We start from the raw sequence: 14257 nt of genomic DNA, 5'->3' as shown, positions 1-14257 counted from the left end.
CACAGGCTGATGCGATCGGCCAGAAAACCACCGCGCTTGCCGTTGTTCTTGGCGGCCAGCAGAATGGCCGTGGCCAGCTCGGTGTTGTGGCAAACCGTGAAATCTTCCAGCAGGTACAGATGGTCGCCATCCAACTCAAACCCGAAGTAGTCATCAATACCGAGCGGATCAATGCTGGAAATTCCAGTTACCAAGTGGTCTTTATTGATGGTGCGAACACGGGCGGGTTTATCAAGGCATGGGACGCGTTCGCAATCGCCACTGACTGCGCACAACCAGTAGTCACCCACAAAGCCAGTCGATGCAATACCCTTGCTGACCGGCTTCACATAGCATGCAAGACCGACAGATCGGCAGAGAAATGCAAATTGTCGGGCGAGAACTTCATATTTGCTGGTGAATTCGTAACCGCCTGCCGCCGTGTAGCCATCTGAATCAAGAAGCCCGGCAATCAACTCCATTCGATCGGCATATGAGGCCGTCAGGTAGCTGCTTGGAATATGCTTATCAGACAGGACGCCAATTGAGCGCAGCCTGTCCTTGACCGGGTTGCGTTCGCCGCGTGCTGTAGTGAGACGAATTCCTTGGCATTTGTCGCCATAGGTGTCGTAATGCACCGTGCAGCCAAGACTTTCGCCCCATTGCGCCCATTGCACCACCATGTTGCAATCAGGTTTTGTAATTACTGGGTGGTTGAGACTGCCGTCACCAAGCCATGCACCAAGAATGTAGGGAGGGACTTCAAGGGTATGTTTTTCAGTCTCAAATTCGACTGTTGGAGCGCGCCAACCCACAAGGCTCTTGCGGGCAGTAGCGTTGCTGGCGAGAAATGTCGGTACATCAATCGCAATCGTTTCGCCCAACTTGACCCGTTGCCCATTGCTCAATATGGCAGACCTTGCAGCTGACAATTTAAGAGACAAAAGATGTGATGAATTTACCGTGTAAGAGTCGCCTTTGACGGGGACAACCCGGTGCATTTCTTCCCGGCCACGCCCAAGGCTCAATACCGTCCTTGGGGTTGTTGTTGGTGAAAGCAGGCGGTCACCCACTTCAACATCTTCGACGGCCTTGATGGAGCCATCGGCCATGATGACCTTGGTTCCCTTGCCGTGGCACTTACCGAAGCCGCAGGCGGCCGACACCATGACGCGCTTGTAACCGGCGCGAAAGGCTGCGCTGATGTCATCAACGACTTGCTGTTGCTCGGGGCGAAGTTCGAGGGCCATGATTAAACCTTCGCAGTACGAGCCAGCGCTTCCACCCGGGCGGCCAGCTTGCTGTGGTCTTCTTCACCGAGAGCCGCGCCGATGCGACGCAGCCAATTGGCCTGGCGCTGCAACTCTTTTTCACGCGCATTGACGGTTTCCATCAGCTCGTCCTGGCGGCGCACGGCAGTGTCAGCGATGCGCTTGAATTTCAGGGTTTCGGCCTTCTGGTCATCGGCCTGCAGGGCAAACAGTTCTTGCTGAAGGGTGGCGACTTGCTTTTCAGCCGCTTCGAGCATTTCGATGGGGTCCAAGTCGCCGTGCGCGTCCATGGCGTTCTGCTCGGCTTGTTCCTGCGCCTGGGTCTTGGCTGGCGCTGGTTTTGCTGCGGCAGTGGTAGAACTACCAGCTGTCCCCAATTTCTGCGCGCCAAGATCCGGGGTTGAAGTGGAAGAGCTACCACTCGGTGCAGCGGCCGGCGCTTGTGTTGCCGGCTTCGGATTGCGCATGGCGCCCACCAGGGGATGGGTGCAGCCGCAATGCTTGGCAATCTCGCGGTCACTGAGTTTCGACCACTCGGCGTCGTCCAGCATGGTCTGCACCGACTTGCGCTTGTCTTCGTTGGACTTGCGCAGGCCGTGGTCGTTGTTGACGGCCAGCGAGTGCAGGATGGCGTCGCGCAGGGTGCCGTTGAACACCATCACGGCCGCCGATGCCTTGCCCAATGTGAGCATGGCGTGCAGGCGGTGAAAGCCATCTGCCAGCCAGTAATCCACACCATCAAAAAACACTTCGCTGTTGGGGAACTGCACTCCGCCCTGCATGGCCTGCGCGTACTCGGCCACCAGGTCGTTGTTGATGCAAACGCGGGCCTGGGTGCCACCGTCAATGCGAATGGATTTCAGGTTGATCGTCTTGATAGTCATAGGGTTACTCATGGGGTGGAAAATTTGAAGAAGTCGCAGCGCTGCAGCACGTTCATGACGGGCTCGTGCCGGGGTGAAACGTTGGGCATGGTTCCTTGGGTAACGTGGAAGCACTTGCCGCCGCGTTGCCAGCCATCGCACTCAAGGCAGATGCGCCGGTCGTCGCGTTCGTAGTCGCGCAGAACCAGGCTTTCAGCCAGTTTTTCAGCCGCAAAGAACTCCACGCCGCGGCGCTGAAACAGGCCATGCCGGAATACAAAGCGCTTGATCTGCGCATCGTTCCAAACAGGAAGGTGCTCATGCGTGGCGGTCATGGCGGGCCTTGGCGCGCTGGCCGTTGTCGGTGCCGATGTGCCACTGCTGGCAGTGCGTGCAGTGGTAGGACGAGCGGCCCTCGCGGTGCTTTGTGCGCTGGCGATTGATGACGGTGTTGGCCAGCGAGAAACTGGCGAACGGCACCTTGCCCAAGCACGACACTTCGGCCGTGGTGGCCGCGCGGGCTTTGTCGTGATCGTGGCTCATGCAAGCTCCTTGTTCAACACGTCGGCGCGAAACTTGTTCGGATTGCACTTGCCAGCGAGCGCCATTTGCGCCGCGTGTTGCGTGGTGCAGTCACGGCAGAACGAGTACTCGGGTTGGTAGATGCCGGCCTTCGAGAATGGCAGCACGCGGGCCTTGGTGTACTTCTGCGCCGACAGCAAGACCTGGCTCCACTGCAGGCGATCGGGGAAACAGGCCGGTGTCGGCGGCGCTGCATCCAGCACCTGGGCGATGTTGGTGATGTTGCTCATGCTGTTGCGAACCGCGCGGATGCGGTCGTCGCTGGCTTGGATGCTGTGGGCGCCGATGCGTAGTTGTGCGAGTTCGCGCCCGGTTTAAATGCCAGCGCCTGCGCCTCAAGCTCGGCATTTCGCTTGCGTGCGTACCAGGCCCTCGCCGATGCGTTGTGCGCTTCGTGCGCCTCCGCAGCACTCAGCTTGCCGTCTGGCTTGGGCCCGGGCTTCTTTAGTGCGTCGATCGCAGCATCTCTCCCGCGAGCCGGGCAGCCGGTAAATGCGTTCTGGCCGCACTCTGATGGCAAGCCCATGGCGGCCCAATCTTGCGAATTCGCAATGGATGCGTGTTTGGCGCTCATGATTGCCGTCCTTCGCCGTCATCCGTTGTATTTGTTGTCTTGACGGGCGGCTTGGAAAACAATTGGTTCCGAGCCTTCCAAATACCCTCTTGTTCCGCCTTATCCTTCGCCACCAAATGCCTGATGTACTCGCTTTTTTCCATGCCGTGCAACTCGGAGAGCCCTTGAATGTCACGCGCCATGGATTCGGTTTGACGGATGGTCAGCGGCGGAATGATGGTGAGCTTCTCGGTCCGAGCTACTGTGGCGCGGCTGAATACCGGGGTTTCGTCGTCGTGTGTCATTTGTGTCTCAAGCCTTAAGGAGTCAGCCATGTCAAAAAACTATGAACAAGCCAAAGTGGTAGAACTACCAGTGCCAGTGCTCGCGCCGCTGCATGAGTGGGCGGCTGCGGGGGTGGCGGCCATGCTGGTGCGCGTGCGTTTGGTCTGCATCACTGAATACCAGTGGAAGATTGACGAGCTGCGGGCGGGGTAATGCGCATGTCAGGCCGCCACTTCGACCGATTCGCCAGCCAGCATGTGCTGGTAGTAGTCCACGGCGAAGGCGCGGTGATTCGGCGTGCCAGGCTCGAAGGGGTTGGCCTGCTCGCTGGGTTCGTCGCGTTCGGCGGCAGCGTGCGCCAGGGCTGTGACGTCGGCGCGGGTGGCTTGGTGCAAGGGTTTGATCTGCATTCAGTTCACCGACTTTTCTGCTACTTTGGTAAGCTCTGGCCAGTTCAAGTGCCAGTCATCAGGGCGAAGTTCTTGGCGGGTAACTTCGCCATTGGTGACTTGCTCAATTGCCACGCAAACTGCAGGAGCGAGAGGCGTATATCCGTAGCAAAAGTTCGTTAAATGGCCGGCTGTCGTACCAACCTTTTCAGCGAAAGCTGGGCGGTCTTTTCGTGCGAGGCCGAAAAAGTAGTTTTTGAAATGCATGCCCCATTACATCAAACAATGAATGATGTGTCAACATCATTTGATGATGCGCCCGTGCCAATCTCGGGCCGCATGTCACTTAAGCTCATCAGAATCACCCGCCTAAAACAACTTGCCGCCCTGCGCCAGATTGAGGGCCCCACGGCGTTGGGCTTGCTTATTGGAAAAAAAACCAACCAGACCGCTGATCTGCTATCAGGAAAAGCCTCGTTTGGGGAAAAAGTTGCACGCTCAATTGAAGAGTGTGCAGGCCTGCCAATTAACTGGCTTGACACTCTGGACATGGAGCAAAATACAAGCGCTGGCCCCGCCGTTCACGGAGCAGTCCCATTGCTCTCTGATGTTCAGGCAGGTATGTATAAAGAATTCATCGACAACTTCCACCCGGGCGACGGGGGCGCGGAGTGGATACCGACATCGGTTCCCATCAAAGCGCACACATTTGCCCTGCGTGTCGCTGGTGACAGCATGGAACCTGAATTCCTGGCGGGGATGATCCTCATCATTGAGCCTGAGTTGGACCCGCAACCCGGCGATTACGTGGTTGCCAAGAACGGCGGCGATGAAACCACATTCAAGCAGCTGGTGAAGGATGGGTCGGACTGGTATCTCAAGCCGCTGAATCCACGGTACCCGATAAAGCCTTTGGGCGACAGTCGCATCATCGGCGTACTTCGAGCTGTGGAGCGGCGATACCGCTGAAGTCTTGGTGCAGGAGCGCCGTAAGGGGGTTTATGAAAAAATCAATCACTGTCATATTGCTTTTCATCGCACTCACTGGGGCCGCGCAGGCGCAGCTGCGCAAATGCACGGGCCCGGATGGGCGAATTACCTACAGTGACGTCCTTTGCGCGACAACATCAAAGTCAATCCAGTCCGTCGATATTCCGGCCGGGCCAGCCGGGTACCAGGCGCCCCCAGGGGATAGGCCGTCTCAGGCAAGTGTTTATGAGCGGGAGTTGTCCGGAAAGATTGCAGGGCACCTCGCCCGAGGCGACTTTGACCGTGCGAGCACACTTGCTGTCACCGTTGAACACCACCAGATGATTGCGGACGCCAGGCAAAACAAGGTAGCGTCTGAGCAGGCAAAGAAGGATGCAAGGCGGGCGGCGAGGCCAACTGTTTGCAGCACTTTTGGAGTGAATAACGGGCTCGCAAATAGCTACGGGGCAGGGAATATGACCTCCTACAGCGGGACCTATTCAGGGACCACTGTCTGCAATAAGTGAGTTGCAAACACTAACGTAGCGCAGCCGCTACACCAACAACCGCCCAAGAGGCGGTTTTTTTACGCCTTGTTGCACCTATGCGGGTGCGCTATAAAAAAATAAATCAGCCAATTCATTAAATGATGTTGACGAGTCTTTCATTAAATGATGTAATTCAGTCGTGCCGCAAACAAACCAGTTCGCGGCATCGGCTGACAGCATCGACTCTCACCACCGCGCTCAGTGATTGCAGGCCACTCCAACAGTCTGCCGGGGGATTTGTGAAAGTCCCGAGGGTCATCGTAGGTGCTGGGTGAACCAGCGTGCAGTGGGATTTCGGGGATTTGCAGTAACCAGGCTTGCAAACGATGGACCCTCCCGCAACCAAGGCCTCAACAGCCAAGGGCACATACAACGACGCTGGGTGTTGTCCCCAGCGAGAGCTAAAAAGACAGTCGTACACGGAGCGAGTAAATCCGGGCCATTCGCAAGAGTGGCATCACAAATGCCAGTTCGCAATAGCTGGCATTTGTGACAGCCCTGCAACAGCGGTTTAGCTCCGCTGCCGATACGCCAATTTCAACTGCAACAAACCTTGCTTCAAAGGAGTGCAGGGCCGTCAATCTTTACGCGACTCGCCGGGAGCAAGCGGCGGCTATCAAGCAATCGGCTGGAGGCTCAATTGGCTTCCACTACGGTGACCAGAAATGGACGGCCGCTTGCTTGATGGTGAAGAAAAGAGTGATTCGGGAGTCAAGTAGCGGATCACCTCCCGGTGAGCAAGTAACGCCATCAACCCACCCACACGCCCGACCTGATCGGGCTTTTTTACGCCCATCAACAAAGGAGTCGATATGTCAAACAATGCTCATCCACCATTTTCGCCACTCATTTACTCCAAAAAACCCCGTTTTGCCGTTACCTCATGCAGCCATTGCGGGCAGACCTTCGGCGCAGGAAATCACGGATCCAGCGATTGCCGCGAGGCCGACCGCATCGCCGCCGATCTTGCTGCGAACTACGACAAGGCGCACCGGCTGAATAACGAGGCCTTCATCAAGTCGATGCAGGAGCAGATTCAGCGCAATCTTGATCTTCGGGGCATCGCATGAGTCACATACCCTGCGGCGTCTCATGCCTGACGGGTCAGATTCTGATCGGGAAAGACAAATGCACGCCCGATGGCTATCTCGAAATCTGCTGCGGCTGGACGGGACCGCTTGACGCCCCGCGCACGCTGTCAAAAGGCGGCTTCGACAACTACTACTTCAACAACCATTCATTGGCGCAATCATTTGTTATGAGGGATGGATCATGAAAAAGACAACGACTGAATTAGTGCTTGAGGCGCTTGAAACTGCTAAGAATGGCCTACTCTGGTATGCCGACAGACATCCTACCGAGCAAAACGGATGCGATGACGAAGCGATGACGGAGATTGACCGCGCTATCGCCGCGCTTGAGCAAGACATTGCGCAGCCGGTGGAGCCTGTTGGTATTACTGCTGACGCGGTTAACAGGGCAATCTATGCCGTTGATCGCGAGGCTGCAAGACGCGGCGAAATGTTCCCTCAAACCAGAGATGAGCAAGACCGGCGCGCCGTGTCTCGCGTGATGGGAATGATTACATGGTACGAAAAGAACACAGGATGCACCAAGATAAAGAACTGGCCAGTAGCACCCCAAGAGGCCGCATCGCCTGCGACGGTGAATGCGGAGTTGCTGGAGGCGCTGAAAAACATGCTATCCATGCCGCAAGAGGATGACGCCGAATCCACGGCAGAGCGCATCGTTCGCATTGGACGCGCTCATAAAGCCATCGCCAAAGCCATAAGGAGCGCCACATGATCCGCCCCATCAACAGCATATTCCTCACGCTTGTCCTGACCCTTGCATTCGCCGTCGCGCTTTCTGCGCCAAAGGATGACGGCAGAAGCGCTGCGGCTGATGCAGCCATTGCCGAGAACCACGACGAGATCAAGGCGCTGAGAGCTGCAATCGACATGTGCGGCGGCCCGGATGTGGTCGCAGAGAAGGTTTCAAAGGGCGTCTATCGGTGCTTGGAAGAGGAAACAATTACAGCGGGAGTTGAGAAATGAATTGCAACTGCAAAAAAGACCTTGAGGAAAAGCTGACCGAGCGCTTCAAGGAGCAATCCCCTTTGGCCACTGTCCACGGCACCGAACTGCAAGGCTACGGCTTTGCGATTGTTGGCGACAGCATGAAGGTACTGGGCTACATGCCTGTGAAGCAGTCCGCGATGGTCCCACTCAAAAGCGGGGCTACCAAGCTGAAAACGACGACGCAGAACATGTTTTTCAGCTTCTGCCCATTCTGTGGAGTGAAGGCGTGAACTTTCTCGAAATCTCCGGCATCGCCTTCTGGGTGCTTGTCGCCGCCGTGTTCGCTGGTTGCATCGTGGCCCGCGTCTACGCTGAACTCTACGGCTTCGATGAGAGCCCCAGCCTCGACACACTGATAAGGCGGGCTGATGAGGCTAAGGCCAAGGCGCATCAAGTCAATCGTCCGCATATTCGTGCGGGTGTCTATCAATCTAAAGGGAGTGAATCATGAACGCAGCTACGAACCACGAAATTGCCGTCATGCAAGACGATGAGTTGATTGATGTGCTGTGCAGCAGCCTTTACCCGGGAGCCAAGCGCACTAGCGCCGCCCTGGTGCTGAGTTACTGCCGAGCCGCGAGCCTTGACCCGATGCTGAAGCCGGTGCACATCGTACCGATGCGTTGCAAGACCGGCGAGAAGGACAACTACGGCAATGACAAGTCGGAAATGCGCGACACCATCATGCCCGGCATTGGGTTGTATCGGATTCAGGCGGCGCGCACTGGGCAGTATGCCGGGCAGGAAGCGCCCGTGTTCGGCCCGATGATCGTCATGAATTACCAGCGACTGAAGACCGAATGGGTTTCAGTGCCCGGCCGCGACAAGAAGGTCAAGAAGGAAGAGTGGGTAGACGAGGGCCTGGAGTATCCGGAGTGGTGCTCCATCACTGTGTATCGAATCGTTCAGGGCGTTCGTTGCGCTTGGACGGCCGTTGAATACTGGATTGAGAACTACGCCACGGCAGGACGCGATTCGGATGTGCCAAATGAAATGTGGGCACGCCGCACGCGCGGCCAGTTAGCGAAATGCGCTGAAGCCCAGGCCCTGCGCAAGGGCTTCTCCGAAGTGGGGTCCATACCGACCGCCGAAGAAATGGAAGGCCGGGCCTTTGAGTTCGAAACCTACACCGCGCCTGAGCCTGCCGCTGAGCCAGCAAAGCCCAAGCGCGCCAGTGAAGCCGCCCAGGCCGCACTGCCTGAGCCCGAGGCGCCCGTGGTGCTACAGCCCGTCATCCCGGCCGAGAAAGTGGAAGAACTACCAGTCAAGCCCGCGCAAGCTGCAGCGCAGAAGCAAGCCGCCATGCCCGTCAACACGCCGACTGGCGAGCCCGCCAGCGCTGGCGAGTGCATGAATGTCATCAAGACTTGTTCAGCCAAGAAGATAGATCTCGCTGGACTGCTGGAAGGCATGCAGCTTGACCTGGACCCCCTCACGCTGACCGGCATGAGTAAGGCGACGTTCAAAGAAATCAAGGCGAGGTTGTGATGAGAATTGAAATTACCTCGCAACCCCGGTTTGAACTGCCGCTGTCACTTGAAACTGTTGACCTATTGATGGAAATGTCTCGCCATCACTATGACTTCGTATGCAAACAAGCTTCGGCTGTCGGAGGCTTCATTTATGGCTGGCGCAACTCGGTTTCCTTTGTGCCCGAGTCGCCAGTTAGCGCCACCTGGAGAGAGTTGGACACAGTGTTGAAAATCTGTGAAAACTTTTGCGTACTGGATAGCAAATCCACCGCGAGGGCATCAATTTGGCGGCTTACCAGTGACTTGAAACTCGCCATAAGCCACTGGAACTGCATCAGCAATCAATGGCGCTTGACCATTGAAACCCAGGTGGAGCAGCGCACATGCTGACCTTCAACGAGGAACTTCACCAGTACCAATACAACGGCGTGGTGAAGCCATCTGTAACCGCTGTTCTCTCCCGACTCCATGATTTCGGTATGGTCCCGGTGGACGTTCTGGAAGCGGCCTGCCAGCGCGGCTCCTACGTGCACAAGCTGACCGAGTACCACGATGAAGGCGACCTTGACGACAGCAGCGTGGGAACCTATCGCGGCTACCTGGACGCCTGGATCAAGTTCTGCGCCGACCATAAAGCCGTGTGGACGGGTATCGAGGCGCAATGCTATTCCGAGCGCTTCGGGTTTGCCGGGACCATGGACCGACGCGGCCACTTGGCCAACGTGCCCTACATCATCGACATCAAGACCAGCCTGCAACCGCACAAGGTGTGGGGCATGCAGACGGCGGCATACCGGCAACTGAGCGCCGAAGAGGACTCGCTGTGGATGCTGGCGCGCCGGGCCACGGTGCAACTGCGACCGGACGGCACCTACAAATTTATCCCCTGGGACTCGCCGCAGGACTGGCCTGCATTCCAAGCACTTATCACTTTATCCAACTGGAGTAATTCATGAACCAACAACTCGCCCTCACCCCCATCGCCAGCGCCACCGCTGCCTCCACCGCCATCAAGGTGGAGGTCCGCAACCTGGTCGTGACCGGGCCCGACATTCAGGGCCTGCTGTCAGCCGTGGCCGTCGACATGGAGATCGCCCCCACCATGGTGATCGACTCGGACGACATGGCCGCCGACCTGATTGAAATGCTGGGCCGGCTGGCTACCGTGTCGGCGGCCATCGAGACAGAGCGCAAGGAACGCACCGCCCCCTTGCTGGACGCGCAGAAATGGCTGATGAATGGCTACTCGCCCGCCCGCACCCAACTGGACGGCCTGATTGCTGCGGGAAAGATCAAATTGACCGCCTATAACCGCGCCAAGGCCGAAGCCCAGCGCATTGCCGAGGAAGCGGAGGCGAAGAAGCGCCGGGACGCCGCCGCCGCTGCCGCCCAGCTGGAAGCCGAGGCCATTGCCGCCGCGCAGGAGTCAGCGCGCAAGGCGGAGGAACTGAGTAAGGCAGGCAGTGAACAGGCGGCGCAGGCCATGGTGACGCAGGCCATGGTGCAGGTTGATACCGCCCGCCAAGTTACCGCCGTGGCAGTCCAAGCCATCTACACCGCGCCCGTGTCCAGCTACTCCGCCCCACTTAAGGGTACCAGCGGCACCTGGAGCGCCGAAGTCACCGACAAGGCCGCACTGGTCAAGTACATCGGCCTGCAAGTGGCCGATGGCAATCTGGCCCTGCTGTCGCTGCTCGATGTGAGCGACAAGAACATCAAGGCCATGGCCAAGTTGCAGCAGGCCAACTTGAAGATCCCCGGCATCAAGCCGGTGTTCACGGAGTCCATCTCCATCCGCAAGCAGGCTGTTGCGGCCTGACCCTTTCCATTCACTACCCGAGAAAAACCTATGAGGCAAAAACCAGCCATCTACGTGCTACCTCATGGCATTGAGGTTATCGGCGAGTATCCGGCGCGCGGAAAGAACCGCTACTGGCGCGTACGCATCAGGCCGCACCCATTCTTTCCCGATGCGCCAGTTGTCAGTAACGGCATCTATGTGCGGCGTAATCGGGTGGTTCTTGCATCGAAGCTGGGCCGGGCGCTGACGCCTGAAGAGCACGCCCATCATGACGACGAAGACCGAGACAACGACACTGCCGACAACGTCGAATCGTTATCACCCAGCGAACACAACCGCCACCACAAGACCGGCTCAACCCACAGATCGGAAAGTAAGGCAAAGACAAGCGCGACCCTGAAGGGCCTGTACCAAACGGGGGCAATGGTTCCACGCCCGGTCATCGGCAGTAAACAGTGGTGCGCCAAGTTGACCGAGGAACAGGCTGGGCGAATCAAACACAGCACAGAAAAAACCGGCGTCCTGGTTGCTCGCTACGGCGTCAGCAAGACCGTCATCAAGCAAATCCGCAATGGAAAAATATGGAAGCACATCACATGAACACCGCACTTTTTTACGATTCAGAGACAACAGGAATGGTCCTATGGAAAGAGCCATCCGAGCACCCCGACCAGCCGCACATCGTGCAACTTGCTGCCTGCCTGGTGGACCTGGACGCGCGCAACACTATCGCCAGCATGGATGTGATCGTGAAGCCGGACGGCTGGACCATTTCTGATGAAGTCACGGCCATTCACGGCATCACTACCGAGCACGCCTTGGACGTCGGCATCAGTGAGCCGGTGGCGCTTGAAATGTTCCTGCAGCTGTGGTCCGAGCGCATGCGCATCGGTCACAACCAGAGCTTTGACGCTCGCATCATCCGCATTGCCCAGATGCGCCACGGCTTTTCACTGGAATCGCAGGAAGTTTGGAAAGCGGGTCCGTCCGAATGCACCTGCTACATGGCGCGGCCGTACACCAAACTGGAAAAGAACAAGCTCCCCAAGTTGGGCGAGGCCTACCAGCACTTCTCTGGACAGCCTTTGGTGGGTGCACATAGCGCAATGACGGACGTGCTTGGCTGCATGGCGGTGTACTTCGCCATCCAGGACTGCTTGGCTGCGGCCTGATTGCTAATTCATCATGGCCAACCCACACCCCACAAAGCAGCGCCAGCCCGTCACCGATGCATTGAGCGACCGGATGAAGAAGAAATTCCCCGTCTACGTCGCCCGCCAGCACCAGCCCGGCGAAGCGCTGCCCTACACCCGCAACACCTTCGCAACGCGGGGCAACCGCTACCGCACAGGCGATGGAGATTCATCGGCGCGGGTCAGTCTTTAACGCTACAAAATAAGTAGCTAACTACGCATAGCCCGCGATGGCTATAGGCGTATTCAACCAATAAATCAGAGAGTAATTCATGTTCAAAAACGCAATCCTCTACCGCGCTGCCATCCCTGAAGCCCTGAACCCCATCATCGTTCGTGACGGCCTGGATGCATTCCAATTCACCCCCTGCGGCGCCAGTCAGGAAAAGTCCAGCGGCTGGACAGAGCCGCGCGGCGAGGCCCATGGCCCGCTGATGGAAATCGTAGGCGACGGCTGGATATTCAAACTGATGACCGAAACCAAGGCCGTGCCCAGCGACGTCATCACCCGCAAGGCCGCCGAGCGCTGCGCCCACATCGAGGAAACCACCGGCCGCAAGCCCGGCAAGAAGGAAACCCGCGAGATCAAGGACGACATCAAGCTGGAGCTGTTGCCCATGGCGTTCACCAAGTTGAGCTCAACGCTGGTCTGGATCGACCCTGCTGATGGCCTGCTACTGGTGGGTGCCGGCAGTCAGGCCAAGGCTGACGAAGTGGTCACGATGCTGGTCAAGAGCATCCCCGGCCTGGCCGTGCGCCTGGTCGACACCAAGATTTCACCGACCGCGGCGATGTCCGAATGGCTGATTTCGCAGGAGCCACCCGCTGGCTTCACAGTGGACCGCGAGTGCGAGCTGAAGGCCGCCGACGAATCCAAGGCGGTCGTGAAATACAACAAGCACCCGCTGGACATTGTTGAGGTAACTGACCACATCATCAGCGGCAAGCTGCCGACAAAGCTGGCGCTGACTTGGGACAGCCGTGTGTCGTTCGTGCTGACCGAAGGCCTGCAGGTCAAGAAATTGACCTTTCTGGAGGTTGTGTTTGAGATGGGTAACCTGGATGCGCGTGACTCCTTTGAGGCTGATATGGCCATTGCCACAGGTGAGCTGCGAACGTTGATCCCGGATCTGCTGGACGTGCTGGGTGGCGAGGTGGTTGCATCATGAAAATCAATATCAACATCGATCTAGAAGCATCCATTGCAGCCGCACTATCCCCTGAGAAGCTTCAGCCAATTCTGGACAAGCACATCACAGCAGCTATAACTTCGGCCATTGACGATGCAACCGGCTACCGGTCCGAATTCCGAAAGGCGCTCACAGCCCAGGTTTCCGAGGCGCTGCCACACGGACTGTCTGTCTCCGACGTTTCGAAATTCCAGCACATCCTGAATGCGTCGATCAATGAGTTTGTCCAATCTTCAAACTCCGAGGCAATCAACGCTGCACTGAAGAAAGCCATCGCCAATGTGATGCCTGACGTTCCAGCCATCGTGAAGATGTCGGAGTTGCTGAAGATGGCCCGTGAGTCGTTCCATATTGAAGACAGCGGCGCCTTTTACGCTTTCTACGAGGCAAGCGAATACGGCGGTGGCGGCCATCTTTACCTAGACGAAGACGCCCGACCCGGCTCCGCATCGCCGTACAAGGATCGGGGCGACATCAAATACAGCGCCAACTTCCGAATCGCATTCAACAAGGAGGGCGAGGTCTACGCCCTCAAATTTGACAAAAAAGATGTAACTCCAGCATCGCGCCCAACTGTCATTACTCCGCTGGAATCCGTCTTGATGTCGATGTATGTGGGTCGTACGCGCCTCGAAGCTGACATTGATGACGACGATGTGGAAAGCGCAGCCCAAGAGCAGTACGACTGAAATGAAAGTCGTTTTCTCGCAGGCCGGCGACTTCCAGGCGATGCAGGCCGCTGAAACGTGGTGCAAACACCATGGCATTTCCTGCGGCAGCGGCCAGGGTCGTGAGCCTCGCGGCCTGCTGCGTGGCGACTTCCTTATCGCCAAGTGGCGCAACCTCAATAAACACGAGCGCATTGCGCTTGACGGCACCATGACCGGCGACATGCGCAATGGGCCGGTGACGATCAATATCAAAGGTGAATAAACATGAAACTCGATATCCAGGCCAAACTTGTCGCTGCCATTTGCGAATTCAAAGCGAAAAACGACATCCGCTATTACTTGAACGGCGTCTACGTCGAGCCACTGCCAGCAGGCGGCGCTGTGATCGTGGCGACCAATGGCCATGCCAT

The 14257-nt window shown here is 57.4% G+C and carries 27 protein-coding genes; 18 read left to right on the top strand and 9 right to left on the bottom strand.

The window, feature by feature from the left end; genetic code table 11:
- From C5P05_RS29170 to C5P05_RS29140, 7 genes are all read right to left on the bottom strand, one after another.
- On the bottom strand, positions 1 to 1229 hold a 1229-nt coding region (locus C5P05_RS29170; protein ID WP_332871374.1), incomplete at its 3' end, for a Hint domain-containing homing endonuclease.
- A 2-nt stretch (positions 1230 to 1231) separates the two neighbouring features.
- A complete protein-coding gene (locus tag C5P05_RS29165) occupies positions 1232 to 2134 on the bottom strand; it encodes a hypothetical protein (RefSeq protein WP_114973388.1) in 903 nt (300 codons plus the stop codon).
- An 8-nt stretch (positions 2135 to 2142) separates the two neighbouring features.
- The gene (locus C5P05_RS29160; protein ID WP_114973387.1) at positions 2143 to 2448 is read right to left on the bottom strand and encodes a hypothetical protein; all 306 of its coding nucleotides are present in this window, start codon (positions 2446 to 2448) and stop codon (positions 2143 to 2145) included.
- On the bottom strand, positions 2432 to 2656 hold the full coding sequence (locus tag C5P05_RS29155; RefSeq protein WP_114973386.1) for a hypothetical protein: 225 nt from the start codon (positions 2654 to 2656) through the stop codon (positions 2432 to 2434). The genes C5P05_RS29160 and C5P05_RS29155 overlap by 17 nt, the downstream gene beginning before the upstream one ends.
- The gene (locus C5P05_RS29150; protein ID WP_114973385.1) at positions 2653 to 2925 is read right to left on the bottom strand and encodes a hypothetical protein; all 273 of its coding nucleotides are present in this window, start codon (positions 2923 to 2925) and stop codon (positions 2653 to 2655) included. Before C5P05_RS29150 ends, C5P05_RS29155 begins: the two co-directional genes overlap by 4 nt.
- Positions 2922 to 3269, bottom strand: coding sequence for a hypothetical protein (locus tag C5P05_RS29145; RefSeq protein ID WP_114973384.1), 348 nt, complete (start codon positions 3267 to 3269; stop codon positions 2922 to 2924). The genes C5P05_RS29150 and C5P05_RS29145 overlap by 4 nt, the downstream gene beginning before the upstream one ends.
- Complete coding sequence (locus C5P05_RS29140; RefSeq protein WP_114973383.1) at positions 3266 to 3553, bottom strand: hypothetical protein; 288 nt, start codon at positions 3551 to 3553, stop codon at positions 3266 to 3268. The genes C5P05_RS29145 and C5P05_RS29140 overlap by 4 nt, the downstream gene beginning before the upstream one ends.
- 28 nt (positions 3554 to 3581) lie before the next feature.
- On the opposite strand from C5P05_RS29140, the gene C5P05_RS33905 reads away from it, so the two are divergent.
- Positions 3582 to 3746: a hypothetical protein gene (locus C5P05_RS33905; protein ID WP_157979479.1), complete on the top strand. Its 165-nt coding sequence runs from the start codon at positions 3582 to 3584 to the stop codon at positions 3744 to 3746.
- 8 nt (positions 3747 to 3754) lie between these two features.
- Here the strand turns inward: C5P05_RS33905 and C5P05_RS29135 are convergent, their stop codons facing one another.
- Both C5P05_RS29135 and C5P05_RS29130 read right to left on the bottom strand, forming a co-directional pair.
- Positions 3755 to 3943, bottom strand: a complete 189-nt coding sequence (locus C5P05_RS29135) for a hypothetical protein (protein ID WP_114973382.1) — start codon at positions 3941 to 3943, stop codon at positions 3755 to 3757.
- On the bottom strand, positions 3944 to 4189 hold the full coding sequence (locus C5P05_RS29130; RefSeq protein ID WP_114973381.1) for a transcriptional regulator: 246 nt from the start codon (positions 4187 to 4189) through the stop codon (positions 3944 to 3946). It abuts the gene before it with no gap.
- Between C5P05_RS29130 and C5P05_RS34775 the strand changes: the two genes are divergently transcribed.
- The 17 genes from C5P05_RS34775 to C5P05_RS29040 all read left to right on the top strand — a co-directional run bounded on the left by C5P05_RS34775 (position 4106) and on the right by C5P05_RS29040 (position 14109).
- A complete protein-coding gene (locus C5P05_RS34775) occupies positions 4106 to 4891 on the top strand; it encodes a LexA family protein (protein ID WP_232834710.1) in 786 nt (261 codons plus the stop codon). The two genes, C5P05_RS29130 and C5P05_RS34775, sit on opposite strands and share 84 nt — an antisense overlap.
- A 32-nt stretch (positions 4892 to 4923) precedes the next feature.
- Positions 4924 to 5418 (top strand): DUF4124 domain-containing protein, encoded by a 495-nt coding sequence (locus C5P05_RS35355; protein WP_114973380.1) that lies wholly within the window; start codon positions 4924 to 4926, stop codon positions 5416 to 5418.
- 833 nt (positions 5419 to 6251) lie between these two features.
- Positions 6252 to 6509, top strand: a complete 258-nt coding sequence (locus C5P05_RS29115; RefSeq protein ID WP_114973379.1) for a hypothetical protein — start codon at positions 6252 to 6254, stop codon at positions 6507 to 6509.
- 202 nt (positions 6510 to 6711) lie between these two features.
- Positions 6712 to 7245 (top strand): hypothetical protein, encoded by a 534-nt coding sequence (locus C5P05_RS29105; protein ID WP_114973377.1) that lies wholly within the window; start codon positions 6712 to 6714, stop codon positions 7243 to 7245.
- Positions 7242 to 7496 carry a hypothetical protein gene (locus C5P05_RS29100; protein ID WP_114973376.1) on the top strand — a complete coding sequence of 85 codons (255 nt, stop codon included), beginning with the start codon at positions 7242 to 7244 and terminating at the stop codon, positions 7494 to 7496. Before C5P05_RS29105 ends, C5P05_RS29100 begins: the two co-directional genes overlap by 4 nt.
- Positions 7493 to 7750 (top strand): hypothetical protein, encoded by a 258-nt coding sequence (locus C5P05_RS29095; RefSeq protein ID WP_114973375.1) that lies wholly within the window; start codon positions 7493 to 7495, stop codon positions 7748 to 7750. The genes C5P05_RS29100 and C5P05_RS29095 overlap by 4 nt, the downstream gene beginning before the upstream one ends.
- Positions 7747 to 7971 carry a hypothetical protein gene (locus tag C5P05_RS29090; RefSeq protein WP_114973374.1) on the top strand — a complete coding sequence of 75 codons (225 nt, stop codon included), beginning with the start codon at positions 7747 to 7749 and terminating at the stop codon, positions 7969 to 7971. Before C5P05_RS29095 ends, C5P05_RS29090 begins: the two co-directional genes overlap by 4 nt.
- Positions 7968 to 9008 carry a phage recombination protein Bet gene (gene bet / locus C5P05_RS29085; protein ID WP_114973373.1) on the top strand — a complete coding sequence of 347 codons (1041 nt, stop codon included), beginning with the start codon at positions 7968 to 7970 and terminating at the stop codon, positions 9006 to 9008. Before C5P05_RS29090 ends, bet begins: the two co-directional genes overlap by 4 nt.
- On the top strand, positions 9008 to 9382 hold the full coding sequence (locus tag C5P05_RS33900; protein WP_157979478.1) for a hypothetical protein: 375 nt from the start codon (positions 9008 to 9010) through the stop codon (positions 9380 to 9382). Before bet ends, C5P05_RS33900 begins: the two co-directional genes overlap by 1 nt.
- Positions 9376 to 9948 (top strand): hypothetical protein, encoded by a 573-nt coding sequence (locus C5P05_RS29075; RefSeq protein ID WP_114973371.1) that lies wholly within the window; start codon positions 9376 to 9378, stop codon positions 9946 to 9948. Before C5P05_RS33900 ends, C5P05_RS29075 begins: the two co-directional genes overlap by 7 nt.
- A complete protein-coding gene (locus tag C5P05_RS29070) occupies positions 9945 to 10811 on the top strand; it encodes a hypothetical protein (protein ID WP_114973370.1) in 867 nt (288 codons plus the stop codon). The genes C5P05_RS29075 and C5P05_RS29070 overlap by 4 nt, the downstream gene beginning before the upstream one ends.
- A gap of 30 nt (positions 10812 to 10841) precedes the next feature.
- Positions 10842 to 11393, top strand: a complete 552-nt coding sequence (locus tag C5P05_RS29065) for a hypothetical protein (RefSeq protein ID WP_114973369.1) — start codon at positions 10842 to 10844, stop codon at positions 11391 to 11393.
- Positions 11390 to 11965 (top strand): 3'-5' exonuclease, encoded by a 576-nt coding sequence (locus C5P05_RS29060; RefSeq protein ID WP_114973368.1) that lies wholly within the window; start codon positions 11390 to 11392, stop codon positions 11963 to 11965. The genes C5P05_RS29065 and C5P05_RS29060 overlap by 4 nt, the downstream gene beginning before the upstream one ends.
- Before the next feature lie 13 nt (positions 11966 to 11978).
- Positions 11979 to 12179 carry a hypothetical protein gene (locus C5P05_RS29055; protein WP_114973367.1) on the top strand — a complete coding sequence of 67 codons (201 nt, stop codon included), beginning with the start codon at positions 11979 to 11981 and terminating at the stop codon, positions 12177 to 12179.
- A gap of 79 nt (positions 12180 to 12258) precedes the next feature.
- Positions 12259 to 13155 (top strand): recombination-associated protein RdgC, encoded by an 897-nt coding sequence (locus C5P05_RS29050; RefSeq protein WP_114973366.1) that lies wholly within the window; start codon positions 12259 to 12261, stop codon positions 13153 to 13155.
- Complete coding sequence (locus C5P05_RS29045; RefSeq protein ID WP_114973365.1) at positions 13152 to 13865, top strand: hypothetical protein; 714 nt, start codon at positions 13152 to 13154, stop codon at positions 13863 to 13865. The genes C5P05_RS29050 and C5P05_RS29045 overlap by 4 nt, the downstream gene beginning before the upstream one ends.
- A 1-nt stretch (position 13866) precedes the next feature.
- Complete coding sequence (locus C5P05_RS29040; protein ID WP_114973364.1) at positions 13867 to 14109, top strand: hypothetical protein; 243 nt, start codon at positions 13867 to 13869, stop codon at positions 14107 to 14109.
- Positions 14110 to 14257: the final 148 nt, after the last annotated feature.

The organism is Rhodoferax ferrireducens (assembly GCF_003347515.1).
Taxonomy (GTDB): domain Bacteria; phylum Pseudomonadota; class Gammaproteobacteria; order Burkholderiales; family Burkholderiaceae_C; genus Rhodoferax.
This window is presented reverse-complemented; position numbering and strand designations above follow the sequence as displayed.